This window comes from Microbacterium sp. 69-7, assembly GCF_001897985.1.
GTDB classification, from domain to species: domain Bacteria; phylum Actinomycetota; class Actinomycetes; order Actinomycetales; family Microbacteriaceae; genus Microbacterium; species Microbacterium laevaniformans.
In genome coordinates this window covers 1-26,830 of the sequence record NZ_MKRU01000097.1, presented here as the reverse complement: position 1 = coordinate 26,830, position 26,830 = coordinate 1, and the positions used below count along the sequence as shown (strand labels likewise).

Below are 26,830 nucleotides of genomic sequence, written 5' to 3'. Positions count from 1 at the left end.
GAGGATGCCGTCGTGGCGGCATATCCGGCAAGATGACGGCATGGATGCGCATCAGCGGCGAAACCTCGCCCTCGCCGTCGCCGGAACGGTGCTCGTGGTGGCCTACGCCGCCTGGGCGGCGGTCCACATCCTGATCGTGAACCCGCTCGCCGCGATGCCCGGGTACACGGTCGGGGAGATCCACGACGCGATGACAGCGGCCAGACAGTGGTCGGGCCCGCTCCGCGTCTACATCACCCTCGCGATCGGCCCCCTCCTCGCGATCGCCGCGCTCATCGTCACCGTCCGCCGCCGTGACCTCTCCATCACCTCGGTCGCGAGCGTCTACCTCGCACTCATCGTGCTCGGCGCCCCCGGCTACTTCTGGGCATCGTTCGACATCGGCATGGGGATGGCCGACACGTTCCAGATCAACGGCGGCGATTACTCGCCGTGGGCCGGACCGCTGTACGCCCTGAGTTTCGCGGCGCTCATCGCGCTGATCGCCGTCGGAGCGTCGGTCCTGCTCCGCCGCCGGACCCCAGCCGCGGGCCGCTAGCATCGCGGAATGGTCGTCCTGCACCGCCTCACCCCCGACGCGGATGCCGCCCGCACGGCGGTCCTGCTCCCTGGGCGCGGCTACACGGCGCAGGCGCCCCTGCTTCACTGGAGCGGACTGATGCTCGCCGAGACGGGCTGGAACGTGCACGCCGTCGCGTGGACGGATGCCGCAGCCGACGATCCGGCCGCGTTCGGCCGCCGAGCCTGGGCAGACGTGACAGCGCTACTCGAGGGCGTCCCCGACCTCGTCGTCGCCAAGTCGCTGGGCACCTTCGCCGCACCGCTCGCGATCGCCGCCGGCATCCCGGGTGTCTGGCTCACCCCGTTGGTGCATCACGACGTCGTCGCGCAGGCGCTGAACGCGGCATCCGAGGATCACCTCGTCGTGGCGGGAACAGCGGATGCCGCCTGGCGCCGCGACCGCATCGACGGCACTCGGGCGCACGTCGCCGAGGTCGCCGATGCCGACCACAGCCTGCTGATCCCCGGCGATTGGCGCGCGTCGTACGCCGCCCAGCAGACGGTGTTCGCCCGCATCGCCGCCCACGTCGCCGCCCTGCCGCAAAGCTGAACGGCGACGGATGCCGCGCCCCGTTCAGACCGAGAAGTAGGTCGCCTCGGGGTGGTGGAACACGAACGCGTCGGTGGACTGCTCGGGGTGCAGCTGCAGCTCTTCGCTGAGCTCGACGCCCATCCGCTCCGGACGCAGCAGCTCGACGACCTTGCGGCGGTCCTCCATGTCGGGACAGGCCGGGTAGCCGAGCGAGAACCGCGCGCCGCGGTAGTCGAGCGTGAACAATCCCGCGGTGTCGGCCGGGTCTTCCGCGGCGAAACCGAGCTCGGCGCGGATGCGGGCGTGCCAGAACTCGGCGAGCGCCTCGGTCAGCTGCATGACCAGCCCGTTCAGCTCGTAGTAGTCGCGGTAGCGGTCCTCCGCGAACATCTTCGCGGTCACGGCGTCGATCGCCGCTCCGGCGGTCACGAGCTGCACCGGCAGGACGTCGATCTGTCCCGACGCGCGTGAGCGTACGAAGTCGGCGAGGTTCAGGTGCCGGTCGCGGCGCTGGCGCGGGAAGTGGAAGCGCAGCCGGTCGGCTCCGAGCGCGCCGCCCGACCCGCCGTCCGGCGCCAGCAGTCCCGCCCGCCCGAGCAGGCCGGTCGGGTCGTCGCCGTGGTGCAGCACGACGATGTCATCGCCCTCCGACACGACCGGGAAGTACCCGTAGGCGACCGAGGCGTCGAGCATGCGCTCGGCGAGGATGCGGTCGAGCCAGTACCGCAGGCGCGGCCGGCCCTCGGTCTCGACGAGCTGCTCATACGACCGTCCGCCCTCGCCGCGGCCGGGCTTCAGCCCCCACTGCCCCATGAAGGTCGCCCGCTCGTCGAGGAACGCGGCGTAGTCGGCGAGCGCGATGCCGCGGACGATGCGCGTCCCCCAGAACGGCGGGGCGGGCACGGGATTGTCGGATGCCACGTCCGACCGCGCCGGCATCGCCTCGGGCTCGGTGAGGGTCAGACGCGACCCCGCCGCATGGATGCGCTTCTTCAGCGGCGGCAGGCCGACGGCATCCGGTGCTTCGCCGCGCGCGATCCGCACGAGCGGCTCCATGAGGGCGAGCCCCTCGAACGCGTCCTTCGCGTAGCGGACCTCGCCCTCGAAGAGCTCCGCGAGATCCTGTTCGACGTATGCGCGGGTGAGAGCCGCGCCGCCGAGGATGACCGGCCACCTCGTGCCGAGGCCTCGGGCCATGAGCTCCTCGAGGTTCTCCTTCATCACGACGGTCGACTTGACGAGCAGCCCCGAGAGCCCGATCACATCGGCGTCGTGTTCCTCGGCGGCGGCGATGATGTCGGCGATCGGCTGCTTGATGCCCAGGTTGATCACCGTGTAGCCGTTGTTGGTGAGGATGATGTCGACGAGGTTCTTGCCGATGTCGTGCACGTCGCCGCGGACGGTCGCCAGCACGATCGTGCCCTTGCCGGCCTCGTCGGTCTTCTCCATGTGCGGCTCGAGCAGGGCGACCGCGGTCTTCATCACTTCGGCGGACTGCAGCACGAACGGCAGCTGCATCTGGCCCGATCCGAACCGTTCGCCGACGACCTTCATGCCCTCCAGCAGGTGGTCGTTGATGATCTGCAGCGGGCTGAGCGGCGCGGCATCCGCATCGCCGGCGCGCGCCAGGTCGAGGTCGGCCTCGAGACCCTTGAGCTCCCCGTCGATGATCCGGCGCTCGAGTCGCTCGCCGACCGGGAGCGCCGCGAGCTCTGCGGCGCGCTGGTCGCGGAGGGCCGCCGTGTCGACCCCGGCGAACAGGTCGAGCATCGTCGCGAGCGGGTCGTAGGTGAGGGCCCCGTCGGCATCCCATTCACGCCGATCCCAGACGAGGTCGAGCGCGACCTTCCGCTGCTCGTCGGGGAGGGAGGCCAACGGCACGATCTTCGCGGCGTCGATGATGCCGCTGGTCAGCCCCGCCTGCGTCGCCTCGTGCAGGAACACGGAGTTGAGCACCGAGCGGGCGGCGGGGTTGAGCCCGAACGACACGTTCGACACACCGAGCGTCGTGTTGATGCCCGGGTACTTCGCCACGAGGCCGCGGATCGCCTCGATGGTCTCGATCGCGTCGCGACGGGTCTCTTCCTGGCCGGTCGCGATCGGGAACGTGAGGCAGTCGACGATGATGTCCTCGACCCGCATGCCCCACGCCCCGACGAGCTCGTCGACGAGCCGCGACGCGATGCGCAGCTTGTCCGCCGCGGTGCGCGCCTGACCCTGCTCGTCGATCGTCAGGGCGATGACCGCGGTGCCGTGCTCCTTGACGAGCGGCATGATGCGCCCGAAGCGGGATGCCGGGCCGTCGCCGTCCTCGTAGTTGACGGAGTTCACGACGGGCCGCCCGCCGATCAGTTCCAGCCCCGCCTGGATGACGGCGGGCTCGGTCGAGTCGATCACGAGCGGAAGAGTGGATGCCGAGGCGAACCGCGACACGACCTCGCGGATGTCGTCGACCCCGTCGCGGCCGACGTAGTCGACACACACGTCCAGCAGATGCGCGCCGACGCGGATCTGCCCACGTGCGATCTCGACGCAGTCCTCCCACCGGCCCTCGAGCATCGCCTCGCGGAACGCCTTCGACCCGTTCGCGTTGGTGCGCTCCCCGATCGCGAGGTGGCTGGCATCCTGCCGGAACGGCACGTGCTGATACAGCGACGCGACGCCCGGCTCGGTCTCGATCGCTGACGCCAGCGAGACACCGTTCTCGCGCCGAGACACCGGTGCACTCTCGGTGTCTCGGTGCCCCGGCGGTGTCTCGCGGTCAGGGGTGCGGGTCGCCACGGAGAGCCGGCCCACCCGGTCCACGACCGCGGCGAGGTGCTCGGGCGTGGTGCCGCAGCATCCGCCGATGAGCCCGATCCCGAACTCGCGGACGAACTGCTCGTGCGCGGTCGCGAGTTCCGCCGGTGTCAAGGGATAGTGGGCGCCGTCGGCGGTCAGCACCGGCAGCCCGGCGTTGGGCATGCACGCGATCGTCACGGACGAGTGCTTCGAGAGGTGGCGCAGGTGCTCGCTCATCTCGGCCGGTCCCGTCGCACAGTTCAGCCCGATCGCATCGACCCCGAGCGGTTCCAGCGCGGTCAGCGCCGCCCCGATCTCGGAGCCCATGAGCATCGCGCCCGTCGTCTCCACCGTCACCTCGACGAAGATCGGCAGCCGGATGCCGCGGGCCACGATCGCCTGCTTGCACCCGTTGATCGCGGCTTTGGTCTGCAGCAGGTCCTGGCTCGTCTCGACGAGGAACGCATCGGCGCCGCCGTCGATGAGGCCTTCCGCCTGGAGCGCGAACGTCTCCTTCAGATGGGCGTAGGTGGTGTGGCCGAGGCTCGGCAGCTTCGTCCCGGGCCCCATCGACCCGAGCACCCAGCGCATCCGTCCGTCGACCGCCTCGGCCGCCTCGGCGCGCTCGCGCGCGATCCGCGCGCCCGCGGCGGCGAGCTCCGTGATGCGGTCGTCGATGCCGTAGTCCGACAGGTTCGACCAGTTAGCCCCGAACGTGTTCGTCTCCACGGCATCCACGCCGACGGCGAAGTAGGCGTCGTGGATCGCACCGACCACATCGGGACGTGTGACGTTGAGGATCTCGTTGCAGCCCTCGAGGCCGTGAAAGTCGGTGTCGATCTGCAGATCGTGGCGCTGCAGCATCGTTCCCATCGCGCCGTCGGCGATCACGACCCGCTCCGACAGGGTGTCGAGCAGCGCCTGTGCGCGGGCGGTGCGGGGCACACCGTCGATGTCGAGCGCGAAGCGGGCGGCGGCGATCGAGGCGGTCACCGCCCGATTCTACGGTCACCGCCTTCTGTGCGGCGGCGTCGTGTGACAAGGTGGATGAAAGGAGGCATCATGTCGATCCGAACGATCTTCACCCGCATCCGCGACGCCGTGCTCGGCCCGCCCGAGACCCACGATCAGCGCAACGCGCGAAAGCCCAGCCGCGAGCAGGAGATGCTGCACGCCCAGCACCTCGCCGTCAGCCAAGCGCGTTACGTGAACTTCATTCCGTGACGACGCCGTCCGTCGACGATCTCCTCTCGACGGCGCACGTGGTCTCACTCCCCCTCGTCACGCGCTTCCGCGGTGTCGAGCACCGCGAGGCCGTGCTGGTCGAAGGCCCCGAAGGATGGACGGAGTTCTCGCCGTTCCTCGAGTACGACGACGCGGAAGCCGCTGTCTGGCTGGCGGCCGCGATCGACTACGGCTGGCAGCGCCAGCCCGAGCCGGTGCGCGATCGAGTTCCGGTGAACGCGACCGTCCCCGCCGTGGCGGCGGCGGACGTGCCTGCGCTGCTCGCCCGCTTCGACGGCTGCCGCACCGCGAAGGTCAAGGTCGCCGAGCGCGGGCAGACGCTCGCCGACGATGTCGCGCGGGTGCGCGCGGTGCGGGCGGCGATGGGTCCCGAGGGTCGCGTGCGAGTCGACGCGAACGGCGGCTGGAACGTCGATGAGGCCGAACATGCCGCCCACGCCCTCGCCGGGTTCGACCTGGAGTACCTCGAGCAGCCCTGCGCGTCGGTCGCCGAGCTCGCCGAGCTGCGCGAGCGCCTCGCCGACTGGGACCTGCCCATCGCCGCCGACGAATCGGTGCGCAAGGCGGCGGACCCCCTCGACGTTGCGCGCCGGGGCGCCGCCGACCTGCTCGTCGTCAAGGCGCAGCCGCTCGGCGGGGTCGCGCGCGCCCTGTCGATCGTCGCCGACGCGGGCCTTCCCGCGGTCGTCTCCAGCGCCCTCGACACGAGCATCGGCCTAGCGATGGGTGTGACCTTGGCGGCCGCGCTCCCTGAACTGCCCTACGACTGCGGCCTCGGTACGGCATCGCTGCTCGCCGCCGACGTCACGCGCGCACCGCTGCGGCCCGTCGACGGCAGCCTGCCGCTCGGGCGTGTGACACCGGATGCCGCGCTTCTGGCCCGCCACGCGGCATCCCCCGATCGTCGCACCTGGTGGCTCGAACGCCTCGAGCGCTGCGCCGCGCTGATCTAGGAGCGTTTAGGAGCGGAAGACCGCGGCGCCGCCGTCGGCGACGATCGCCGGCACGAGGGCTTCGATACGGCGACGAAGGTCGTCCGTGATGCGACCGGAGGACTTGCCCTCCAGGGTGGCCGTCGTGCAGGTCTCATTCGAGACGTCCAGAAGCACGCGCGCCGCATCGGGGATCGGCATCCGGAGCGTGAGCCCGTAGGTGGCGACGATGTGCTGGAGAAAGCCCTCGATCCGCTCGAGTACGCGTCGCTGCAGCGTGAGGAAAGCGTCGGCCAGACGCTCATCGCGCAGAGCCTGGGCGCGGATCTCGGTCAGCAGGTGGGGGTCCATCTCCTCACCGAAGGGCGCTCCGAGGTGACCGACGAGATCGGAGATGTCGATCTGGCCATCGGGTGAGAGGCGCTGCACCCGGCTCTCCACCGCGTCCAGCTTGGCGTCGGACAGGCGCGTGACGAGCGCCAGGAACAGCTCATCTTTGGACTCGAAGTTCGAGTAGAACGCGCCGCGCGTGAAGCCGGCCCGTTCGCAGATCGCCTCCACGGAGGCGGCGTCCATGCCGACCTCCGAGAAGACCTCGTGGGCGGCATCCAGCAGGCGAGCGCGGGTCTGCTCCCGGCGTTGGCTGGGCGGGCGGCCGGCATCCGTGCGGTCGGCGACGTCGGTCACTGTCCCTCCCTCCGTTGACGACGGCGGCGCCGCCGTCGCTGTCGCGTCTCAGTTCACATCGAGTGCTCAGGATTGCGCGAATCCCTGCTCTTAGGATACATCTGTGTATCGGATACAGCGGTGTATCGAACATTCCCTGTCCGTCACTGTCCCGAACGTCTGAACCGGAGCACCCCGTGTCCACACTTCTGTTTTCGCTCGGCCGCTGGTCGTACCGCCACTCCTGGCGGGTCCTCATGTCGTGGCTGCTGCTGCTGGGCGTGATCGGCGGCGCCGTCGGGGTGGGTGTCGCCACCGGCGCCGTGAAGGGGTTCGACAACTCCTTCTCCATCCCAGGGACCGAAGGGCAGGAGGGCCTGGAGCTTCTCAACCGCACCTTCCCTCAGGCCGCCGGCACCAGTGCGCAGTACGTGATCGTGGCGGCGCCCGGTCAACACGTCGACGACGCGCCCTACAACGACCAGATCGCGACGACCGTCACCGATCTCGGAAAGCTCGACGGCGTGCTGGCGGTCACCGATCCGTTCAACAAGAACGTGACCGGCATGGTCAGCGACGACGGCCAGGCCGCGCTCATCCGCCTGCAGTTCGAGGGCAGTGTCACCAACGTCCCCGCCGCCACGAAGACCGCCCTTCAAGACATGGCCACGAGTCTCGGCACGGCGCTCCCGGCCGGGTCGACGGTCGTGGTCGGTGGTGATCTGTTCTCGACCTCGCTGCCCAGCCTGTCGGTGACGGAGATCATCGGCGTGCTCGTGGCGCTGTTCGTGCTCATCATCACGTTCCGATCGCTCGCCGTCGCGTGGTTCCCCCTCGTCAGCGCGATCATCGGGGTGGTGCTCTCGGTGGTGCTGATCTTCGCCTCGACGGCCTTCGCGACGGTGTCCTCCACGACGCCGATGCTCGCGATCATGCTCGGGTTGGCCGTCGGCATCGACTACGCGCTGTTCATCGTCGCGCGACATCAAGACCAGGTGCGCGCCGGTATCGATCCCGAGGAGTCCGCCGCGCGCGCGACCGGGACGGCCGGCTCCGCCGTCATGTTCGCCGGTGTCACGGTGCTGATCGCCCTCGTCGGTCTGGGTTTTGCCGGCATCCCCTTCCTCACCACGATGGGTCTGGCCGCCGCGGGCGCCGTCGCCGTCGCGGTCGCCGTCGCCGTCACCCTCACCCCGGCGCTCCTCGGCTTCGCCAAGGGCCGCGTCGCCGGCTGGCCGCGGGGTCTGGGGCGCGGCATCCCGTTCGGGCGCCGCCGCCGCGCGGCGCGCACGCGGGGGGATGCCGAGGACAGCGCCGCACCGGCGGCGTCGGCAGCTTCGAAGAAGACGAACCCGTGGGTGGCGCTCGTGACCCGGCATCCGGTCGTCAGCGCCCTGTCGGTGATCCTGGTGCTCGGCATCGCGGCGATTCCCGCGTCGAGCCTGCAGCTCGCCCTGCCGAACGCGGGAATGCAGCCCGCCTCCAGCGAAGCGCGGCAGGCCTACGACCTGACCGCCGAGCACTTCGGGCCGGGCGCGAACGGACCACTCATCCTCGCCGGCACGATCGTCACCTCGACCGACCCACTGACGCTCATGGCGGACCTGAAGGCCGACGTCGAGAAGATCCCCGGCGTGAAGACGGTCGCCCTCGCCACTCCGAACCAGACCGCCGACACGGGTCTCGTCCAGATCGTGCCGACCACGGCACCGGATGCCCCGCAGACGGCCGACCTCGTGCGGGAGCTGCGCGCCCACCACGACGAATGGCTGCAGAAGTACGGCATCGACCTCAAGGTCACCGGCTTCACGGCGATCGCGATCGACATCTCCGACCGCCTGGGGGCCGCCCTGCTGCCGTTCGGCCTTTTCGTCGTCGGCCTGTCGTTCATCCTGCTGATGATCGTGTTCCGCTCGATCTGGGTGCCGCTGAAGGCGACCCTGGGCTACCTGCTGTCGATCCTCGCCGCATTCGGCGCCGTCGCGGCGGTGTTCGAGTGGGGCTGGCTGGCCGACGCGCTGCACGTGACGCGCACCGGTCCGGTGATCAGCTTCATGCCGATCATCCTCATGGGCGTGCTGTTCGGGCTCGCGATGGACTACGAGGTCTTCCTCGTCTCCCGCATGCGCGAGGACTACGTGCACACCCGACGCGCTCGCGGCGGACGGGCCGATCGGCAGACGGCCGTCGGGGCGGTGCGCAGCGGCTTCACGGCGTCGGCGCGCGTGGTGACCGCCGCCGCGGTCATCATGTTCGCGGTCTTCGCGGCCTTCATCCCCGAAGGCGATACGTCGATCAAACCGATCGCGCTCGGACTCGCCGTCGGCATCGCCGTCGATGCCTTCCTCGTGCGTATGACGCTCGGACCGGCGATCATGGCACTGCTGGGCGAGAAGGCATGGTGGATGCCGAGGTGGCTCGACCGTGCACTGCCGCACTTCGACATCGAGGGCGAGGCCGTCGAACGCGAGCTCGCACTGACCGCGTGGCCGGAGCCCGACTACACCGGCGCGCTGGCCGCAGACGACCTGTCCGTCCGCGTCGAGGGCGGCAAGGGGGTCGGCGACATCACGCTGTTCCGCACCTCCTCCATCCGGCTCGAGCAAGGCGGCACGCTCCTGGCGACCGCGGCCGATCCGCGCGCCGGTCGCGCCTTCGTCCTCACCGTCGCGGGCCGAGTCGACCCGAGCGAAGGACGCCTGCGCGTCGCGGGTCACCTGCTGCCCGGACGCGGCGCCTGGGTGCGCGCGCACGTCGGTGTCGCACTGCTCGACGGCGCCGCCGCGCCCCTCACCGAGCTGCGCCGGGCGCTCGCCGGCGGAACCACGATGGTCGTCATCGACGGTCTCGACACCTTGACCGGCGCCGACCGCGATCAGGCTGCCGCGCTGCTGCGCGACGCACAGGAGCGCGCCGCCGCCCGCACCACCCGCAGCGGTGCTCCCGTCCATCCGCTCACCATCGTCGCCTCCGCCCGTCGCGAGGGCCCCGCCCTCGACGTGCTCGCCGACGCCCACCGCCAGAGCGTGACCGCGCTGGCCCTCACCACCGGCACCGCCGACTCTCCCACGCAGGTGATCTCCGCATGACTCTCTCCCTCGAACGCGCCCGCTCCCGTCGCCCCGTCACCTGGCTCACGCTGCTCGGCGTGCTCCTGCTGCCCGTGCTGATCGGCGGCATCCTGCTCGCGGCGCTCTACAACCCCACCGAGCGCCTCGACAACGTGCGCGCCGCGATCGTGAACAACGACAAGCCGGTCACGATCAACGGGCAGACGGCTCCGCTGGGCCGCCAGCTCACCGCGGGTCTGGTGGAAGGCTCCCCCGATGTGCCCAGCAACCTCGACTGGGTGATCTCCAACACCGACGACGCGGCCGCGGGCCTCGCCGACGGCAGCTACGACGCGGTGGTCACGATTCCGGAGAACTTCTCCGCCGCCGCGACCTCGACCGCACCGGGGAAGACGCCCGAGAAGGCTACGATCCAGGTCCAGACCGCTCCGGACGGCCGCGTCGTCGACGGCGCGATCACCGCGACGATCACGCAGACCGCGGCATCCGTGTTCGGCAGCGCCGTGTCACAGCAGTACCTCACCAACGTGCTCATGGGCTTCACGAACCTGCACGACCAGCTCGGTCAGGCCGCCGGCGGTGCCGACCAGCTCGCCAGCGGCGCGCAGCAGGCGGCCACCGGCGCCGCTCAGCTGCCCAGCGGTGCGACCGCTCTCGCCTCGGGCGCAGGTCAGCTCGGCACGGGGGCGAGCGACCTGTCGTCGGGTCTCGACAAGCTGGCGACCGGGGCCACAGGCTCCGCAGCCGGAGCCGGTCAGCTCGTCGACGGGCTGAACCAGCTGTCGGCGCAGTTCACCGCCACGACTCCGAACACTCTCGGCGGCACGGTGTCGACCACGGCGCAGTACGCGTCGGCGGCGGCGACGGCGACGCAAGAGCTCGCGGCGAAGTACCAGAAGCAGCTCGTGGAGAACGCCTGCAACCCGGCGTCGCCGGTGCAGACGCCCACCTGCGCCGCGCTGCTGACGTTGGCGCCGGACGTCCAGAGCTCCGCGACGAACGCCGGCTACGCGGCGGGGTACGCGAACGGCCTGAAGAACGAGGCCGTCCCCGAGGCGGTGAAGGGCGTGAACCAGCTCGCCGGAGGGGCGCAGTCGCTGCAGTCCGGCCTCGGCCAGCTCGCCGGCGGCATCGGCCAGGCCGCCACCGGCGCCACCGGGCTGTCGACGGGCGCCTCGCAGCTCGCCGACGGAGCTTCGCAGCTCGCCGACGGCGCGACCCAGCTCAGCACCGGTGTGAACCAGCTCGCCACCGGATCCAGCTCGCTGGCGCAGGGCCTGGACTCTGCGGTCTCGCAGATCCCGACGTACTCGCAGCAGCAGGCCGACGCGACCGCCAAGGTCGTCGCGAACCCGGTGAGCGCGGACGGCATCGGCACCAACCTCTTCGGCGCCTCCGCGATCCCGCTCCTGGCGATGCTCGCGCTGTGGTTCGGCGGCCTCGGATCGTTCATCGCGCTTCAGGCCGTGCCGCGGCATGCGCTGAGCTCGCGGCGGCCGTCCGTGCTTCTGGCGCTGCGCAGTCTCGCCCCGGCCGCCGGCATCGGGGCAGCCCAGGGCCTGCTCGTCGCGGGTGTCGCCCAGATCGCGGCGAACTACGACGCCGGCACCTGGTTCGCCTTCGCGGGTCTCGCCGTCGTCGCGGGCGTCTCGTTCGCGGCGGTCAACCAGGCGCTCGTCGCGGTCTTCGGGGGCGCGGGCCGCTGGATCTCGACGCTCGTGGGGGTGCTCGCGGTGGCGACCGGCATCGTCTCGACCATCCCCGGCATCCTCGCCTCGGTCGCCGCAGTCATGCCCACCGCCCCCGCCTACACCGCGCTGCTGGCGGCGATCACGCCCGCCGGCGGGCTCGGTGCGGGACTCGCCGGCATGATCGTGTGGGCGGCGCTGGCGTTCGTCGCGACGACGATCGCGGTGACCCGCCGCCGGACGGCGAACACACGGGCGCTGCTCGCCGCACCCCCCGCCCTGGCCTGACACCCCGCCCACCGGACCCGCGAAGGGTTGAGTTGGCGCGGGCGCCGGAAAGAGTCCCCCGGATGCCGGCGCGCGCGCCAACTGAACGCGCGCGCCGGCGGCGGCGCGGGCTCAGTTCAGGCCGCTGTAGACGTGCAGGCCTTTGAAGAAGAGGTTCACGATCGTGAAGTTGAACATCACCGCGGCGAAGCCGACGATTGACAGCCACGCCGAACGGGTGCCTCGCCAGCCGCGGGTCGCCCGCGCGTGGATGTAACCGGCGTAGAGCACCCAGATGACGAAGGTCCACACTTCCTTCGTGTCGAAGCCCCAGTAGCGTCCCCACGCGTCGTTGGCCCAGATCGATCCGGCGATGAGGGTGAAGGTCCAGAAGATGAAGCCGATGATCGTGAAGCGGTAGGCCAGCGCCTCCAGGACGTCGCCGGCCGGCAGCGTACGCAGGAAGCGCAGGCCGCGGCGACGCGGCGCGGCGGCGACGGCCTCGTCCGATGCGGACAACGCCGCGATCGCCAGCCGCTCCCGGCGGGTCTGCATCAGCTGCAGCACCGACAGCGCGAAGGCGAGCGCGAACAGGGCCGTCGCGAGCGACGCCACGAACACGTGGATCACGAGCCACACGCTCTTCAGCGGATCCGAGAGGGGAACGACGGCGGTGTAGAACCAGATCACGGTGCCGCCCAGCAGCACGACGACGAGCCCGGTGATGAAGGTGCCGAGGAAGCGCAGGTCGTACTTGAACAGCACGACCAGGTAGACGGCGACGATCAGCATCGTGCCGGTGAGGGCGAACTCGTACATGTTCGACCACGGCACGCGGCCCGAGGCGACGCCGCGCAGCACGTCGCCGGCGACGTGGAAGAGGAAGCCGAGCACCGTCAGCGACGTGCCGATGCGCGCCCACAGGTATCGCGTGCGACGAGCCAGCGGCGCCTCCAGCTCCGCCTTGGCCGCCTGCTGCTCGGCCCGCATCTCATCGAGAGACCCGCCGCGCGCGGTCGACCCGGATGCCGAGATGCCCGCGACCGCGCCGACCAGCTCGCGCTGCTTCGCGGCATCCTTCTGCTGAATGGCGATGTCGGAGCGGCGTCCGAGGTCGATCGCGTAGGCGATGAACGCGAGCGCGTAGATCGCGACCGCGGTCCAGACGAGGAGCCGGGAGATTTCGTCGAGAGGGAGGCCGTCGGGCATGACCATCAGTCTACGTCGGCGTGCTGTGGGCCGGACCGGTCACGACCGGCCGGGGCCGCCAGCCCGACCCTCGGATGCCGCGACCGCTTCGCCCGCCGACCCGGCCGTGCCCGCGGCATCCATCGCGGCGCCGTGGTCGCGGACGAGGTCGGCGACGGCCACCGCGATCGCGGGGTCCTCCCCGCGCGCGAGGCCCGCGTACTCCAGGTGCACGACGCCGTCGCCGGGCGTCGCCTTGACCCACATGCGCCGGCGCGGGATGAACAGCGCCGCGAGCAGCCCCGTCAGGGCGACGATCGCGAAGCCGAGCACCCACGGCGCGCCGACGTCGCGGTGGATCGACAGGGACACGTAGCGCTTGACCTGCTCGCGGGCCCCGCTGGCGGTCGCGTCGTCGAACGTGATCGTGCCGAGACCGTTCGGCAGATCGACGGTCTGCCCCGGCGCCAGCTCGAGCGAGGGGACGTCGATCTTGCGGCCCGTCAGCTGCGTCATGCCGCTGACATCCAGCGCGTAGACGTTGCGGGGCGTGCCGTCGTCGATGCCGAGGTCGCCCGTGTACACGTCGAGGGTGAGCAGCGGGTTCGCCAGCGACGGGTACGCCGACGTCAACGCGCCCGAGTGCAGTTTTGCCGCCGTCGGATAGAAGAACCCGACGAGACCGACCTGCTGCGACAGCCCGTCGGGAATTTTGATGACGCCGAGCGAGGTCATCGTCGCGCCCTGCGGCAGGAACTCGACGTCCTCGTGCAGCACGACGTCGCCCGCGGGGTTTCGCACCGTGATGGTCGGCGCGTAGCCGTTGCCCATGAGGTAGACGCGGTCGCCGGCCATGTCGATGGGGTGGTTGACCCGCACGGTCCGCTGCTGCGGGTCGTGGCCCGGCTCGCGGGTGGTGAGGTTCGCGGCGAAGTCGCCGGCCTGTCCCTGGCCCGCCTCCCCGACCGGCACATAGTTCACGTCGAAGCTGTCGAGGGTCAGCGAATACGGCGGCAGCGCGTTCGTGTCGACGAAGCGCCCGGGGTTGAACGAGGTGTAGCCGAGGCCGAGGGAGTTGACGAAGCTGTCGCCCTCGACGATGACGGTCTGGCCCGTATAGGTGAGGCCGCCCCCGACGCCGACCGAGATGAGCACGCCGACGAGCGCAGCGTGGAAGACGAGGTTGCCGGTCTCACGGGCGTAGCCGCGTTCGGCCGACACGGATGCCGTCGCGGGCCGCTTCGCCGTCGCGGCGGTGTCATAGCGCTCGACGCGGTAGCCGGCCTTGCGCAGCTGGGCCTGAGCGAGCTCGACCGCGGCGACGGCGGCCGCCTCGGCATCCTGCCCCGGGGCGACGATGCGCTCCGCCTCGGCGTGGTCGTCCAAGCGCGACATGCGCGCGGGCGTGCGCGGCGGACGGGCACGCAGGGCATTGAAGTGGTGCTTGGTGCGCGGGATCACGCAGCCGATCAGCGAGATGAACAGCAGGATGTAGATCGCCGAGAACCACACCGACGAGTACACGTCGAACAGCTGCAGACCGTCGAGGATCGGGAACAGGCCCGGGTTGTCGGTCTTGTACTGCAGCACGCCGTTGGGGTCGGCGGTGCGCTGGGGCACGATCGAACCCGGAATCGCCGCGATCGCGAGCAGCAGCAGCAGCACGAGCGCCGTGCGCATGCTCGTCAGCTGCCGCCAGCCCCACCGTAGCCAGCCGATCACGCCCAGCTGCGGCTGGGCGATGGCGGCGGCGGGCGTCGCGGCATCCGCGTGGTCGGCCGGACGCAGCGGATCGCTGGTGCCCGTGCCGTCAGAGCGGGAGTTCGACACCGCCGATCACCCCCGTGAGCTGCGACATCGCCGCGGTCCAGAGCCCGGTGACCATGAGCAGCCCGAGCACGATCAGAAGCACGCCGCCGATGATGTTGACGACGCGGATGTGGCGACGCAGGAACGCCACCGAGCGGGTCGCCCACCCGAAGCCCACCGCGAGCAGCAGGAACGGGATGCCGAGACCCAGCGAGTACGCGACGGCGAGCAGCACCGCGCGGGTCGGGTCGGCCTGGGTGAGGGAGATCGAGAGGATCGCCGCGTAGGTCGGGCCGATGCACGGCGCCCAGCCGATGCCCATCGCCACGCCCAGCAGCGGCGCGCCGACCAGTCCCAGACCGCTGCGCACCTGCGGCTTCATCGTGCGCTGCGCGAAGCCGAACAGCCCGAGGAAGACGAGGCCCATGATGATCACGACGACGCCTAGCACGCGGGTGAGCACCTCGCCGTACTGGAGGAAGAAGCGGCCGAGGGTTCCGGCGAGCACCCCCATCGCGACGAAGACGACCGTGAACCCGGCGATGAACAGCACCACCCCCAGCAGCAACCGGCCGCGGCCGGTGCGCGTCGGACGACCGCTGCGGCTGCCGGCTCCCCCGGAGGCACCGCCGAGGAACCCGAGGTAGCCGGGCACGAGCGGCAGCACGCACGGCGACAGGAACGACACGAGACCCGCGAGCATCGCGATGGGGATCGCGAGCCAGAGCGCGCCGCTGAAGACGACGTCGCTCACGTGGTCTCCGCGACGACGTCGTTGATGATCGTCTTGAGGATCGACTCGCTCTCGACGCGGCCGATGAATCGCGCCGCGACGCGGCCCTGCCGGTCGAGCACGAGGGTGATCGGCACCGACTGCAGCGGCGTCCAGGAGGCGAACGCGAGCTTGAGGTCGGCGTCGTCCTTGGCGAGCAGCGACGGGTAGGTGATGCCGTACTTCTCGTCGAACGCCTTCGCGCCCTCGGGCCCGTCGTAGATGTTCACACCGAGGAACTCGGCACCGGCCGGCTGCACCGCCTGGTAGGTGCTCTCGAGCGTCGGCGCCTCCGCGCGGCAGGGGCCGCAGTTGGCGTACCAGAAGTTGAGGACCAGCACCTTGTCGACGTAGTCGGCGTTGGTGACGGTGGCCCCGTCGACCGCGGTGCCGCTGAACGAGACCGCACCGCCGCGGTCGGCGGGCGCGATCTCCTGCACGCTGCCGTCGCCGGAGATGTAACCCTTGCCGTCGCCCTGCTTGTACTGGTTGGCGAGGTCGTCATTCGCGCTGCTGCATCCCGCCAGGCCCGCGCCGAGCGCGAGGGCGAGAAGGGATGCCGCGACGCGAGCGATCGTCCGATGCTTCATACCGCTCCCACATCCACCGCGTGAGCCGTCGAGGCCGGCTCGGCGTAGTCGACTTCGCGCCAGCCGCTGCCGGCGCGCTCGAAACTGGTGATGCTCGAGAGGGCACAGCGGCGCTTGCGCGGGTCGTGGCGCAGCGGCTGACCGGCCACCGACAGATGCGTGACCCAGATCGGCAGCTGGTGGGAGACGATGACGACGTCGCCCCCGTCGGCATCGTTCCAGGCTTCGTTCATCGCGGCATCCATGCGGGCGACGACCTCGGCGTACGGCTCGCCCCAGCTGGGGATCTCGGGGCGCGCGAGGTGTCGCCAGTTGAGGGGATTGAGCACGGCACGTGTCATGCGCTTGCCCTCGAAGACGTTGGTGGGTTCGATGACGCGCTCATCGATGATCGGGTCGAGCGCGAAGGCCTCGGCGAAGGGCTCCGCCGATTCCTGGGTGCGCTGCAACGGCGAGGCGTAGAGGGCGCTCACCGGCCGGCCCGACCCCTGCACGTAGGCAGCGGCACTGCGGGCCATCTCGCGCCCCGCGGCACTCAACCGGAAGTTCGGAAGTCGCCCGTACAGCACCCGCCCCGGGTTGTGGACCTCGCCGTGGCGCACGAGGTGGAGGCGGTCAGCGGGCACCCCGTCAGTCTACGCGGGGCAGATCTGTGGCCGGGCTGAGAGCGGACGACGGTCCCGGGCGGCGGACGTTCAGGCCGGGTCGCTGTCGGCCGCCACGCCCCGCGCCTGCCGCACGCGGTTCACCGTGAACCAGACCAGCGCCGCGGCGGCCACGCCGATCACCGCGTACTGCAGCACGCCCGCGTACTCCTCGACGATGTGCCACTGATCGCCCAGCAGATACCCCGACAAGACGAAGACGGCGTTCCAGATGAACGATCCCGCTAGCGTCAACAGGCCGAAGCGCCAGAGCGGCATGCGGGTGACACCCGCGGGGATGGAGATGAGACTCCGGAAGATCGGGAGCATGCGTCCGAAGAACACGGCTTTGCCCCCGTGGCGCTGGAACCACGCGACAGTGCGGTCGACGTCATCGACCTTCAGCAGCGGCATCCGTCGCACGAGCGCGCGGAGGCGATCGATGCCGAGCCCCGCGCCCAGGGCGTAGAGCGCGAAGGCGCCGACGACCGAGCCGGCGGTGGTCCACGCCAGCGCCTCGAACAGCGTGAACGACCCGCGGGCGGCGGCCAGGCCCGCCATCGGGAGGATGACCTCGCTGGGAAGCGGTGGGAACAGGTTCTCGAGGGCGATCGCCAGCCCCGCGCCGGGAGCGCCGATGAGGTTCATGAGGCCGACGACGGCGTCGACGAGGGTGGTGAGCCAGGAGCCGTCCGATGCCATCGCCATACAGCGACGGTAGCGAGGGCGGGCGATGAGAACCTGGGCGGATGCCGGGACACCCCACCCACGTAGACTGGTGCCTCGTGAGTGAACGCACCCTCGTCAGCCAGCTGCAGTCCCGCGAAGACGGCACCGTCTCGGTGTCCGGATGGGTGGAGACCGTCCGCGATCAGAAGAAGGTGCAGTTCGTCATCCTCCGCGACGAGACCGGCGCCGTCCAGCTCGTGAACCCCGCGACCCGTACCGACCCGGACGGGGCGGAGCAGGATGCCGCGGCTCTCGCGCTCACCGCGCTGATCTCGGAACTGTCCACCGGCACCTTCCTGACGGTCACCGGCGAGCTCAAGCACGACGAGCGCGTCAAGCTCGGCGGCGTCGAGATCAAGATCGCGACGCTGGAGATCGCCGCCGCGGCGTTGCCCGAGACGCCGATCGCCGCCGACAGCGGCCTCGACAAGCGCATGGACTGGCGCTTCATCGACCTGCGTCAGCGCCGCAACAACCTCGTCTTCCGCATCCAGACGACGCTCGAGCACGCGATGCGCACCTACTGGGTGGAGCGCGACTACGTCGAGATCCACTCCCCCAAGCTCATGTCGACTCCCGCCGAGGGCAACGCCGAGCTGTTCGCTCTGGAGTATTTCGGCGACCAGACGGCCTACCTCGCGCAGAGCCCGCAGCACTTCAAGCAGATGGCCCAGGCCGCCGGCTTCGGCAAGGTGTTCGAGATCGGCGACGTCTTCCGCGCCGACCCGAGCTTCACGAGCCGCCACGCGACCGAGTTCACCTCGATCGACGCCGAGATCAGCTGGATCGACTCGTACGAAGACGTCGCGGCGATGCAGGAAGAACTCCTCGCGGCCGCCTTCCAGGCCGTCAAGGACAAGCACGGCGACGAGATCGCCGAGCTGTTCGGCATCGACGTCGTCGTGCCGGCGCTCCCCTTCCCGCGCATCCCGCTCGCCGAGGCGCGCGAGATCGTCAAGGCCCGCGGCTACGACATCCCCCGCACCGACGGCGACCTCGACCCCGAGGGCGAGCGTCAGATCTCGGCGCATGTGCGGGAGACCTACGGGCACCAGTTCGTGTTCATCACCGACTACCACCCCGAGATCCGCCCGTTCTACCACATGCGCAACCCCGAGACCGGGCTCACGAACAGCTACGATCTGCTGTTCCAGGGCACCGAGATCACCACGGGCGCGCAGCGCGAGCACCGCATCGAGGTGCTCGAAGCACAGGCGCTCGAGAAGGGCCTGTCGCTGGAGGGGCTCGAGCACTACCTCGACTTCTTCCGCTACGGCATCCCGCCCCACGGCGGCTTCGGCATGGGCCTCGCGCGCGTGCTGATGCTCATGCTCGGCCAGGACTCGATCCGCGAGGTGACGTTCCTCTTCCGCGGGCCGACGCGCCTCGCCCCCTGACCGACAGTCCGCGGTGACGTCCCCCCGCGACCCGCAAGACGTCACCGCTCCGTCACCGGCGGTTCACCGCCGCTCCGAATGCTCGACACGGCGCAGCCGTACGTTCCTCGCATCCCCCTCGCGCCGCACGCATCGTCGTGCCCGCGGGGATGACCCGAGAGGAACAGCATGTCCCGAACCCTTGCGCGCCGCACGATCGCGGTCACGGCCGTCGCAGCCGTCGCAGCCCTCGCCCTCAGTGCGTGCGCTGGCACGTCGGAGGCCGCCACCAGCGGAGGCACCTCGGCATCCGCCGCGACGAGCGTCGCCGATTTCGGCACCTTCGCCGACCTGGAGAAGGCCGCCAAGGCAGAGGGCCAGCTCAACGTGATCGCACTGCCGCACGACTGGGCAAACTACGGCGAGATCATCTCGCTGTTCTCGCAGCGCTATCCCGATATCACCGTCAACGAGCAGTCGCCCGACGCCTCGAGCGCCGAAGAGATCCAGGCGGCCAAGACGAATGAGGGCCTCGACACCGCGCCGGACGTGTTCGATCTGGGCCTGTCGGTCACCCTCCAGAACACCGACCGCTTCGCTCCCTACAAGGTTCAGACGTGGGCCGACGTGCCCGACACCCTGAAGGATCCGTCCGGCCTGTTCGTCGGCGACTACGGCGGGTACATGTCGATCGGCTACGACTCCTCCAAGTTCCCGGCCCCGACCAAGCTCACCGATCTGCTCAGCCCGACCTATAAGGGCGCGGTCGCGCTCAACGGCGACCCCACCCAGGCCGGAGCGGCCTTCGCGGCGGTCGGAATGGCCACCGTGCAGTCCGGCGGAACGCTCGACGACTTCCAGCCCGGCATCGACTTCTTCAGCTCGCTGCAGAAGGCCGGCAACCTGCTGAAGGTCGACGTGACGACCTCCACGGTGGCCAGCGGCGAAACACCCGTAGTCTTCGACTGGGACTACCTCAACGCGGCACACCGCAAGGACAACCCGAACTGGAAGGTCGTCGTCTTCGACGGCACCGGCTACGCCGGCTACTACAACCAAGCCATCAACAAGACGGCTCCCCACCCCGCGGCAGCCCGCCTGTGGCAGGAGTTCCTCTACAGCGACGAGGTGCAGAACCTCTGGCTCAAGGGTGGCGCCCGCCCGGCCCGCATGGCCGCGATGACCACGGCCGGCACCATCGATGCGACCCTCGCCGCGGCGCTGCCAAAGGCTCCGGCCGACACGGTGGTTCCCACCGAGGCGCAGTCCAAGGCCGCCGGCACGCTGCTCGGTCAGAAGTGGGCGACGGCTGTCCAGTGACCGTCGTCACCACGGCGGGGGTGGATGCCGCGGCATCCGCATCCACCCCCGCCCGTCGCGGTTCGTGGTCGTGGCTGGGCCTGGTTCCGTTCGCTGCCTACGTGCTGCTGTTTCTCGCATTGCCCTCGGTACTCGCGGTCGCTTCGGGGTTCTTCGATCGCCGCGGCGCGTTCACCTGGGACAACATCACGGCGCTCGGCGATCCATTGATCGTCGAGACCTTCGCCAACTCGGCGGGCCTGTCCCTGCTGACCGCGGTCATCGGCGCACTCGCGGGCGCACTGGTCTGCTACGCGATGCTCGGCCTTCATCCCGAAGGCCTCGTGCGCTCGGCAGTGGATGCCGCGGCCGGTGTGCTCGCGCAGTTCGGCGGCGTCATGCTGGCCTTCGCGTTCATCGCGACGATCGGCCTGCAAGGCGTCGTCAGGTTGTTTCTGCTCGACGCGTTCGGCATCGACATCTTCGCCAACGGCACCTGGCTGTACGACCTGCCGGGATTGGTCCTGCCGTACATCTACTTCCAGATCCCGCTCATGGTCATCACGTTCATGCCAGCCCTCTCGGCGCTGCGTCCGCAGTGGGCCGAAGCGACGCTCACGCTCGGGGGCTCGCGCCGCGCGTTCTGGAGCTATGTCGGCATCCCCGTGCTGGCGCCCTCCTTCTTCGCGAGCCTGCTGCTGCTGTTCGCCAATGCGTTCTCGTCGTACGCCACCGCGGCCGCCCTTGCCAGCCAAGGAGCCGAGATCGTGCCGCTACGCATCCGCAGCGCGCTGACGAGCGAGACGGTGCTCGGGCGCGAGAACCTCGCCGGCGCGCTGGCCCTCGGGATGATCGTCGTGGTCGGCATCGTCATGTTCGTCTACTCCGCTGTCCAGCGGCGCGCAGCTCGGTGGTACCAGGCATGAATCGGCTCACCCCTTCGCCCCTCACCCGCGCGATCGTCGGCATCGTCGTCGGAGCGTTCTTCGCGATCCCACTCGTCTCGACCCTGATCTACACGTTGCGGATGCCGGATGGCAGCCTCTCGTGGAGCCGATGGACGGGCCTATTCGATCCGCACACCGTCGCCGCCCTCAAGCCGCTGTGGACGGGCCTGGGTAACTCCCTCGTGCTCTGCGTGGTGACGGTGGCCATCGTGCTGCTGCTGCTGGCGCCGACGATGGTGCTGGTCGCGCTGCGCTTTGCCCGGTTGCGGCGGGCGTTCGAATTCGCCGTCCTGCTGCCCATCTCGATCCCGGCGATCGTGCTGGTCGTGGGTCTGGCGCCGATCTATCAGCAGATCGGCCGGCTGTTCGGTACCGGCGCGTGGACGCTGGCGTTCGCCTACGGCATCACCGTGCTTCCCTTCGCCTATCGCGCAATCCAGGCGTCGATCGACGCCGTCGATCTCCGCACGCTCGCCGAGGCGGCACGGTCGCTCGGCGCCGGCTGGACAGCCGTGATCGTGCGGGTGCTCGCGCCCAACCTGCGACAGGGGCTCCTGGCGGCGTCGCTCATCTCGATCGCCGTCGTGCTCGGCGAGTTCACCATCGCCTCCCTGCTCAACCGTCAGGTCTTCCAGACCGCCATGGTGGTCGTGCAGAAACAAGATCCCTATACCCCCGCGATCTTCACTCTGCTGGCGCTCGTGCTGGCCTTCACCCTCCTGCTCCTCATCGGCCGTGCCGCGCGCGGCACGCGAAAGGCCCGTCCATGACCATCAACCGAGCCCTCCCCCGCACCGCCGACAACCTGCTGCTCACCGGGGCCGGCACCGGCACGCGCGTGCAGCTGCAGAGCATCGTGAAGAGCTTCGGTGGGACACGCGTACTGCACGGGGTCGACCTCGACGTCGCTCCCGGAGAGTTCGTCTCGCTGCTCGGACCGTCGGGATGCGGTAAGACGACGGCCCTCCGTGTGCTCGCCGGTCTCGAAACCGCCGACAGCGGATCGGTGATGCTGGGCGGCCGCGACGTCTCGCGTGTGCCCACGAACAAGCGTGACATCGGCATGGTGTTCCAGTCGTACTCGCTGTTCCCGCACCTGCGGGTGCTCGAGAACACCGCTTTCGGGCTGCGCCGGCGAGGAGTCGCCCGCGCCGCTGCGGCGGCGCGGGCCGCCGCAGCGCTCGAGCTCGTCGGCCTCGCGAACCTGGCCGACCGCTTCCCGCATCAGCTGTCCGGCGGCCAGCAACAGCGTGTCGCGCTCGCCCGCGCTCTCGTCACCGAGCCGCGCGTGCTGCTGCTGGACGAGCCGCTGTCGGCGCTCGATGCCAAGGTGCGCGTCCAGCTGCGCGATGAGATCCGCCGTCTGCAGCTGCGCCTGGGCATCACGACGGTCTTCGTCACGCACGACCAGGAGGAGGCGCTGGCCGTATCCGACCGCATCGCCGTCATGGACAGCGGACGCATCGAGCAGATCGGAACGCCGGAAGATCTGTATCTGCGCCCGCAGACGCCCGCCGTCGCCGCCTTCGTGGGGCTCTCCAGCGCCCTTCCAGGGCTCGCCACCGGTAGCAGCGTCACGGTGTGGGGCACGCGCCTACCCATACAAGGCGACCCGGCCGAGGGTCCGGTCGAGGCGCTCGTACGCCCGGAGAACGTCCGCGTGGCACCCGACACGTCGTCCGCATCCGATGCCGGCGTCAGCGCACAGGTCGAGGAGAGCACTTTCCTGGGCAGCTTCCGGCGGACGGTGCTGCGTACCACCGACGGCATCATGGTGCACGCCCAGCATAGCGCCGAGGAGCGGCTGGAGTACGGCCAGCGCGTGCGGGTGAGACTGGTTCCCGCGCCCGTCACCGTGCGGCGGGTCTGAGTGCCGGACGCCCGCGGACCTCGACATCCACCGACCGACTGACAGTCCGCACCGGATTTGCCTCGCGCCCCGGCGCCGCGCCTAGCCTGGATGCTCCCCCACCGAAGGAGACCTCCATGTGGGACAACTGGCTCGAACTCGCCATCGCCGTGGCCATCGCGGTGGTCGCCGCGCTGCTGTTCACCGTCGCGATCACGCTGATCGTTCGCCTCATGGCACGGCGCGCCGACTGGCCGACGCGCCTCATCCGGCACGGCCGCCGGCCGTTCCGCGTGCTCATCCTGGTGTTCGCGCTGTGGATCGCGGTCGCGGTGGTCGCTCCCGGTGACGCCACGTGGATGCCGCTGGTCAGCCAGCTCTTCACGATCGCCTCGATCCTCGCCAGCGCCTGGCTGCTCGCCGGTCTGGTCGCCTTCGCCGGCGACGTCGCGCTCGGCCGCTATCGCATCGACGTCCCGAACAACCGGGTCGCCCGGCGGATCAGGACCCAGGTTCTCATCCTGCGCCGGCTGGCCATCGCGTTGATCGTCATCATCGCGATCGGTGCGATGCTCCTGACCTTCCCCGCCGTCCGCGCCGTCGGCGCGAGCGTGCTCGCCTCGGCCGGCATCGCCTCGGTCGTCGCGGGACTGGCCGCGCAGTCGGTGCTGGCCAACATCTTCGCCGGCGTGCAGCTCGTCTTCAGCGACGCGCTGCGCGTGGACGACGTCGTCGTGGTGGAGGGAGAGTGGGGCCGGATCGGGGAGATCACGCTCAGCTACGTCGTCGTCGACATCTGGGACGACCGCCGGCTCGTGCTTCCCTGCACGTACTTCACCACCAAGCCGTTCCAGAACTGGACGCGCACCGGCAGCGAGCTGCTGGGCTCCGTCGAGCTCGACCTGGACTGGCGCGTGTCGCCGGCGCGCATGCGCGAGGAGCTCGCGCGGGTTCTCGAGCAGACCCCGCTGTGGGACCGGCGCGCGTCTGTTCTGCAGGTCACCGATGCGACGAACGGATTCGTCCGCGTGCGGGTGCTGGTCACGGCGATCGACGCGCCGACGCTGTTCGACCTGCGCTGCCACGTACGCGAGCACCTGGTCGACTGGGTGCACCGTGAGACGCCCGGGGCTCTCCCTGTGCAGCGTGTGCTGATCGAGGATGCCGAGACCCCGCCGGCCGCATCGGCACAGCACGAGACCGCCCCCGACACCGGCTCGACCGGACTGTTCACCGGATCCCCCGAGGCGGAACAGCGCGCCCGCGCGTTCACGCAGGCGATCCCGATCGTCTCCGGCGCTGCCGACGACGACGGCTCCGAGCGCCCCGCCTGACGAGTTCCGACAGCGCGTCGCCGGCGTCGCATACCGCCGGACGGATCGCTCAGGGCGTAGCCTGACCGAGTGCCTCACGCGGATGACATGACGACTTCCCCCATCCGACCCGCCACCGACGCCACCGAGAAGGTGCGCGCCGCACGCGATCACCTGCTCGCGCACCGCGACGACTACGACGGCGCCGTGTCCGGCTTCGCCTGGCCGGAGCTGTCCGCCTTCAACTTCGCACTGGAGTGGTTCGACGTGGTAGCCGGCGAGCACCCCGACCGCGCCGCCGTCACGATCGTCGACGCCGACCTCACGGCGCGCTCGTGGAGCTACGGCGAGCTCTCCCGCCGCTCCGACGCCGTCGCCGTCTGGCTCGCACAGCAGGGACTCCAGCGCGGCGATCACGTCATCGTGATGCTCGGCAACACGATCGAACTGTGGGAGGTCATGCTCGGCCTCACCAAGCTCGGCGCCGTCGCCATCCCCACCACGACTCTCCTCTCGTCCGACGATCTCGCCTACCGCATCGCGCACAGCGGCGCCCGCGCGGTCATCGCCCCGAGCGAAACGGCGAGCGCGGTGGATGCCGCGACCGCCGGCATCCTGCGCATCGCCGTCGGCGCCGGTGCGCCGGCGGACTGGGTCTCGTTCGACGGCTCGCACACGGTCACGGCGGTGTTCGTCCCGTCGGGGCCGACGCCGGCCGACGACCTCAATCTGCTGTACTTCACCTCCGGCACCACCTCCGCCACCCCGAAGCTCGTGCGCCACACGCACGTCTCCTACCCGGTGGGCCACCTCTCGACACTCTGGTGGCTGGGGCTGCGCCCCGGCGACGTCCACATGAACATCTCCTCGCCCGGCTGGGGAAAGCACGCCTGGAGCAACTTCTTCGCGCCTTTCCTCGCCGAGGCGACGGTGTTCGTCTACACGTACGATCGCTTCGACGCCGCCACGCTCATGCAGGTGATGGACACCCACCAGGTGACCACCTTCTGCGCCCCGCCGACGGTGTGGCGGATGCTGATCCAGGCCGACCTCGGCCTGCTCACGAAGCCGCCCCGCGAGCTGCTGGGGGCCGGGGAGCCGCTGAACCCCGAGGTGATCTCGCGGGTGCGCGCCGCCTGGGGCCCGACGATCCGCGACGGATACGGTCAGACCGAGATGACGTGCGCGATCGGAAACTCACCGGGCCAGGTGGTCAAGGACGGGTCGATGGGACGGCCTCTGCCCGGCTACCCCGTTGTGCTCGTCGATCCCGAGACCGGCCAACGCGGCGTGGGCGAGGGCGAGATCTGCCTCGACGTGTCCACGCCCATCCTGGGGCTCATGGACGGGTATCACGATGCCCCGGAGCGCACCGCTCGTGCCCTGCACGACGGGCTGTACCACACCGGCGACATCGCGTCCCGCGACGAGGACGGCTACCTCTCGTATGTCGGGCGCAGCGATGACGTGTTCAAGGCCTCCGACTACAAGATCTCGCCGTTCGAGCTCGAGTCGGTGCTGCTGGAGCATCCGGCGGTCGTCGAGGCCGCCGTCGTCCCGAGCCCCGATCCGCTTCGCCTCGCGGTGCCGAAGGCCTTCGTGCGCTTGAGCGCAGCGGCCACCGGCGACCCGCGCGCCGCTGCCGGCGAGATCTTCGCGCATGCGCGCACCCGCCTGTCGGCCTACCAGCGCGTGCGTCGGCTGGAGTTCGTGGAGGAGCTCCCGAAGACGATCTCGGGCAAGATCCGCCGCGTCGAGTTGCGCGCGGCCGAAGCCGCATCGGTCGAACGGCCCGCCGGCGAGTTCAGCGACCGCGACTTCCGCTGAGGCGCCGGCTCAGATCTCCACGTCGACGGCGACCCGCTCGGCGCGGATCGTGCCGATGAACGCCGCGACGTCCTCGTGGGCGGGGTGCACCTGATACGCGTCCAGACCCGCGACGTCGTCGAAGTCGGCGACGAGCACGAGATCCCAGTTCTGGCCGGGGAAGAGGATGTTGGCGCCCGCGCTCATCGCCCGCAGCGTCGGCACCACGCCCGCGAGGGCGTTGAGCCTGCGGGCCGCTTCCGCGGCGTGCGCGGCACGGTCGGCCGCATCGGCGGCGGCCATGCGGAAGGCGACGACGTGGCGAAGGGTCATCGAGGGGTGTCCTCTCGGTCGGGGGCGGCGAGCGCGGCACGAAGGCGCTCGGGCGAGAGACGCCAATGGGCGTGCAGGCGATCGTCGATCAGGACGACGGGGATCTTCTCCCACCACTGCGCGTACAGCGCGGGGTCATCCGTGATCGACAGCTCCTGGACGTCGACGGCGTCTTCGGGCAGGTCAGCGACCACGCCCTCCACGATCTCCCGTGCGACATCGCACAGGTGACAGGCCGGTTTGGAGATGATCGTGAGGGTGGTCACGGCATCCATTCTGCCGGAGAACACGAAGCGCCCGTCCCGGATCGATGATCTCGGAGACAGGCGCTCGGTGTCGTTTGCAGCGTGCCGCGACGAATTACTTCTTGTTGCGGCGCTGGTGGCGAGTCTTGCGAAGCAGCTTGCGGTGCTTCTTCTTCGCCATGCGCTT

Annotated in this window: 24 protein-coding genes; 13 read left to right on the top strand and 11 right to left on the bottom strand. The window is 70.2% G+C overall.

From position 1 onward, the window contains the following. Positions 1-40 precede the first annotated feature (40 nt). Positions 41-538 (top strand): hypothetical protein, encoded by a 498-nt coding sequence (locus tag BGN98_RS12095; RefSeq protein ID WP_288121512.1) that lies wholly within the window; start codon positions 41-43, stop codon positions 536-538. Positions 539-547: 9 nt separating this feature from the next. Then, on the top strand, positions 548-1,111 hold the full coding sequence (locus tag BGN98_RS12090) for a hypothetical protein (protein WP_288121511.1): 564 nt from the start codon (positions 548-550) through the stop codon (positions 1,109-1,111). A 24-nt stretch (positions 1,112-1,135) separates the two neighbouring features. Here BGN98_RS12090 and metH read toward each other — a convergent pair whose 3' ends face one another. Then, positions 1,136-4,867, bottom strand: a complete 3,732-nt coding sequence (gene metH, locus BGN98_RS12085; RefSeq protein WP_288121510.1) for a methionine synthase — start codon at positions 4,865-4,867, stop codon at positions 1,136-1,138. Between the two features lie 69 nt (positions 4,868-4,936). On the opposite strand from metH, the gene BGN98_RS12080 reads away from it, so the two are divergent. Both BGN98_RS12080 and BGN98_RS12075 read left to right on the top strand, forming a co-directional pair. Further along, entirely contained in the window at positions 4,937-5,098 is a 162-nt protein-coding gene (locus tag BGN98_RS12080; protein WP_005049813.1) for a hypothetical protein, read from the top strand. Continuing rightward, a complete protein-coding gene (locus BGN98_RS12075) occupies positions 5,095-6,072 on the top strand; it encodes an o-succinylbenzoate synthase (protein WP_005049811.1) in 978 nt (325 codons plus the stop codon). The genes BGN98_RS12080 and BGN98_RS12075 overlap by 4 nt, the downstream gene beginning before the upstream one ends. Positions 6,073-6,078: 6 nt before the next feature. Here BGN98_RS12075 and BGN98_RS12070 read toward each other — a convergent pair whose 3' ends face one another. Next, entirely contained in the window at positions 6,079-6,738 is a 660-nt protein-coding gene (locus tag BGN98_RS12070; RefSeq protein ID WP_005049809.1) for a TetR/AcrR family transcriptional regulator, read from the bottom strand. 176 nt (positions 6,739-6,914) lie between these two features. Between BGN98_RS12070 and BGN98_RS12065 the strand changes: the two genes are divergently transcribed. Next, entirely contained in the window at positions 6,915-9,806 is a 2,892-nt protein-coding gene (locus BGN98_RS12065) for an MMPL family transporter (protein ID WP_005049806.1), read from the top strand. Further along, positions 9,803-11,764 carry a YhgE/Pip family protein gene (locus tag BGN98_RS12060; protein WP_005049805.1) on the top strand — a complete coding sequence of 654 codons (1,962 nt, stop codon included), beginning with the start codon at positions 9,803-9,805 and terminating at the stop codon, positions 11,762-11,764. The genes BGN98_RS12065 and BGN98_RS12060 overlap by 4 nt, the downstream gene beginning before the upstream one ends. A gap of 111 nt (positions 11,765-11,875) precedes the next feature. Here the strand turns inward: BGN98_RS12060 and ccsB are convergent, their stop codons facing one another. From ccsB to BGN98_RS12030, 6 genes are all read right to left on the bottom strand, one after another. Continuing rightward, positions 11,876-12,952 carry a c-type cytochrome biogenesis protein CcsB gene (gene ccsB, locus BGN98_RS12055; protein ID WP_100226809.1) on the bottom strand — a complete coding sequence of 359 codons (1,077 nt, stop codon included), beginning with the start codon at positions 12,950-12,952 and terminating at the stop codon, positions 11,876-11,878. Between the two features lie 39 nt (positions 12,953-12,991). Further along, positions 12,992-14,761 (bottom strand): cytochrome c biogenesis protein ResB, encoded by a 1,770-nt coding sequence (resB, locus tag BGN98_RS12050; RefSeq protein WP_005049803.1) that lies wholly within the window; start codon positions 14,759-14,761, stop codon positions 12,992-12,994. Continuing rightward, the gene (locus BGN98_RS12045) at positions 14,742-15,494 is read right to left on the bottom strand and encodes a cytochrome c biogenesis CcdA family protein (protein ID WP_005049801.1); all 753 of its coding nucleotides are present in this window, start codon (positions 15,492-15,494) and stop codon (positions 14,742-14,744) included. The genes resB and BGN98_RS12045 overlap by 20 nt, the downstream gene beginning before the upstream one ends. After that, a complete protein-coding gene (locus BGN98_RS12040; protein WP_288121509.1) occupies positions 15,491-16,102 on the bottom strand; it encodes a TlpA family protein disulfide reductase in 612 nt (203 codons plus the stop codon). The genes BGN98_RS12045 and BGN98_RS12040 overlap by 4 nt, the downstream gene beginning before the upstream one ends. Beyond that, positions 16,099-16,728: a histidine phosphatase family protein gene (locus BGN98_RS12035; RefSeq protein ID WP_288121508.1), complete on the bottom strand. Its 630-nt coding sequence runs from the start codon at positions 16,726-16,728 to the stop codon at positions 16,099-16,101. The genes BGN98_RS12040 and BGN98_RS12035 overlap by 4 nt, the downstream gene beginning before the upstream one ends. 69 nt (positions 16,729-16,797) lie before the next feature. Continuing rightward, positions 16,798-17,454 (bottom strand): DedA family protein, encoded by a 657-nt coding sequence (locus tag BGN98_RS12030; protein ID WP_005049797.1) that lies wholly within the window; start codon positions 17,452-17,454, stop codon positions 16,798-16,800. A 77-nt stretch (positions 17,455-17,531) separates the two neighbouring features. Between BGN98_RS12030 and aspS the strand changes: the two genes are divergently transcribed. The 7 genes from aspS (at position 17,532) to BGN98_RS11995 (ending at position 26,086) form a co-directional block, all read left to right on the top strand. Beyond that, positions 17,532-18,872: an aspartate--tRNA(Asn) ligase gene (gene aspS, locus BGN98_RS12025; RefSeq protein WP_288121507.1), complete on the top strand. Its 1,341-nt coding sequence runs from the start codon at positions 17,532-17,534 to the stop codon at positions 18,870-18,872. 168 nt (positions 18,873-19,040) lie between these two features. Further along, complete coding sequence (locus BGN98_RS12020; protein WP_016464306.1) at positions 19,041-20,171, top strand: ABC transporter substrate-binding protein; 1,131 nt, start codon at positions 19,041-19,043, stop codon at positions 20,169-20,171. Beyond that, entirely contained in the window at positions 20,168-21,076 is a 909-nt protein-coding gene (locus BGN98_RS12015; RefSeq protein ID WP_016464305.1) for an ABC transporter permease, read from the top strand. The genes BGN98_RS12020 and BGN98_RS12015 overlap by 4 nt, the downstream gene beginning before the upstream one ends. Then, complete coding sequence (locus BGN98_RS12010; RefSeq protein ID WP_016464304.1) at positions 21,073-21,867, top strand: ABC transporter permease; 795 nt, start codon at positions 21,073-21,075, stop codon at positions 21,865-21,867. The genes BGN98_RS12015 and BGN98_RS12010 overlap by 4 nt, the downstream gene beginning before the upstream one ends. After that, the gene (locus BGN98_RS12005) at positions 21,864-22,967 is read left to right on the top strand and encodes an ABC transporter ATP-binding protein (RefSeq protein ID WP_288121506.1); all 1,104 of its coding nucleotides are present in this window, start codon (positions 21,864-21,866) and stop codon (positions 22,965-22,967) included. Before BGN98_RS12010 ends, BGN98_RS12005 begins: the two co-directional genes overlap by 4 nt. A 116-nt stretch (positions 22,968-23,083) precedes the next feature. Beyond that, positions 23,084-24,280: a mechanosensitive ion channel family protein gene (locus BGN98_RS12000; protein ID WP_288121505.1), complete on the top strand. Its 1,197-nt coding sequence runs from the start codon at positions 23,084-23,086 to the stop codon at positions 24,278-24,280. Positions 24,281-24,367: 87 nt separating this feature from the next. Continuing rightward, complete coding sequence (locus BGN98_RS11995; RefSeq protein ID WP_288121504.1) at positions 24,368-26,086, top strand: AMP-binding protein; 1,719 nt, start codon at positions 24,368-24,370, stop codon at positions 26,084-26,086. A 9-nt stretch (positions 26,087-26,095) separates the two neighbouring features. On the opposite strand, the gene BGN98_RS11990 is transcribed toward BGN98_RS11995, so the two are convergent. The 3 genes from BGN98_RS11990 to BGN98_RS11980 form a co-directional block, all read right to left on the bottom strand. Next, positions 26,096-26,398, bottom strand: coding sequence for a Dabb family protein (locus BGN98_RS11990; protein ID WP_121189130.1), 303 nt, complete (start codon positions 26,396-26,398; stop codon positions 26,096-26,098). Then, positions 26,395-26,664: a glutaredoxin family protein gene (locus BGN98_RS11985; RefSeq protein ID WP_288121503.1), complete on the bottom strand. Its 270-nt coding sequence runs from the start codon at positions 26,662-26,664 to the stop codon at positions 26,395-26,397. The genes BGN98_RS11990 and BGN98_RS11985 overlap by 4 nt, the downstream gene beginning before the upstream one ends. 94 nt (positions 26,665-26,758) lie before the next feature. Beyond that, the coding region (locus BGN98_RS11980) for a 30S ribosomal protein bS22 (protein WP_288121557.1) at positions 26,759-26,830 on the bottom strand (72 nt) is incomplete at its 5' end.

Bases quoted from the DNA above. Each gene is read 5' to 3' on its own strand.
- ccsB (WP_100226809.1), bottom strand. From the start codon at position 12,952: ATGCCCGACGGCCTCCCTCTCGACGAAATCTCCCGGCTCCTCGTCTGG.
- BGN98_RS12000 (WP_288121505.1), top strand. From the start codon at position 23,084: ATGTGGGACAACTGGCTCGAACTCGCCATCGCCGTGGCCATCGCGGTG.
- BGN98_RS12080 (WP_005049813.1), top strand. From the start codon at position 4,937: ATGTCGATCCGAACGATCTTCACCCGCATCCGCGACGCCGTGCTCGGC.
- BGN98_RS12005 (WP_288121506.1), top strand. From the start codon at position 21,864: ATGACCATCAACCGAGCCCTCCCCCGCACCGCCGACAACCTGCTGCTC.
- BGN98_RS12040 (WP_288121509.1), bottom strand. From the start codon at position 16,102: ATGAAGCATCGGACGATCGCTCGCGTCGCGGCATCCCTTCTCGCCCTC.
- BGN98_RS12090 (WP_288121511.1), top strand. From the start codon at position 548: ATGGTCGTCCTGCACCGCCTCACCCCCGACGCGGATGCCGCCCGCACG.
- BGN98_RS12020 (WP_016464306.1), top strand. From the start codon at position 19,041: ATGTCCCGAACCCTTGCGCGCCGCACGATCGCGGTCACGGCCGTCGCA.
- BGN98_RS11990 (WP_121189130.1), bottom strand. From the start codon at position 26,398: ATGACCCTTCGCCACGTCGTCGCCTTCCGCATGGCCGCCGCCGATGCG.
- BGN98_RS11995 (WP_288121504.1), top strand. From the start codon at position 24,368: ATGACGACTTCCCCCATCCGACCCGCCACCGACGCCACCGAGAAGGTG.
- BGN98_RS12060 (WP_005049805.1), top strand. From the start codon at position 9,803: ATGACTCTCTCCCTCGAACGCGCCCGCTCCCGTCGCCCCGTCACCTGG.
- BGN98_RS12010 (WP_016464304.1), top strand. From the start codon at position 21,073: ATGAATCGGCTCACCCCTTCGCCCCTCACCCGCGCGATCGTCGGCATC.
- BGN98_RS12095 (WP_288121512.1), top strand. From the start codon at position 41: ATGGATGCGCATCAGCGGCGAAACCTCGCCCTCGCCGTCGCCGGAACG.
- BGN98_RS12030 (WP_005049797.1), bottom strand. From the start codon at position 17,454: ATGGCGATGGCATCGGACGGCTCCTGGCTCACCACCCTCGTCGACGCC.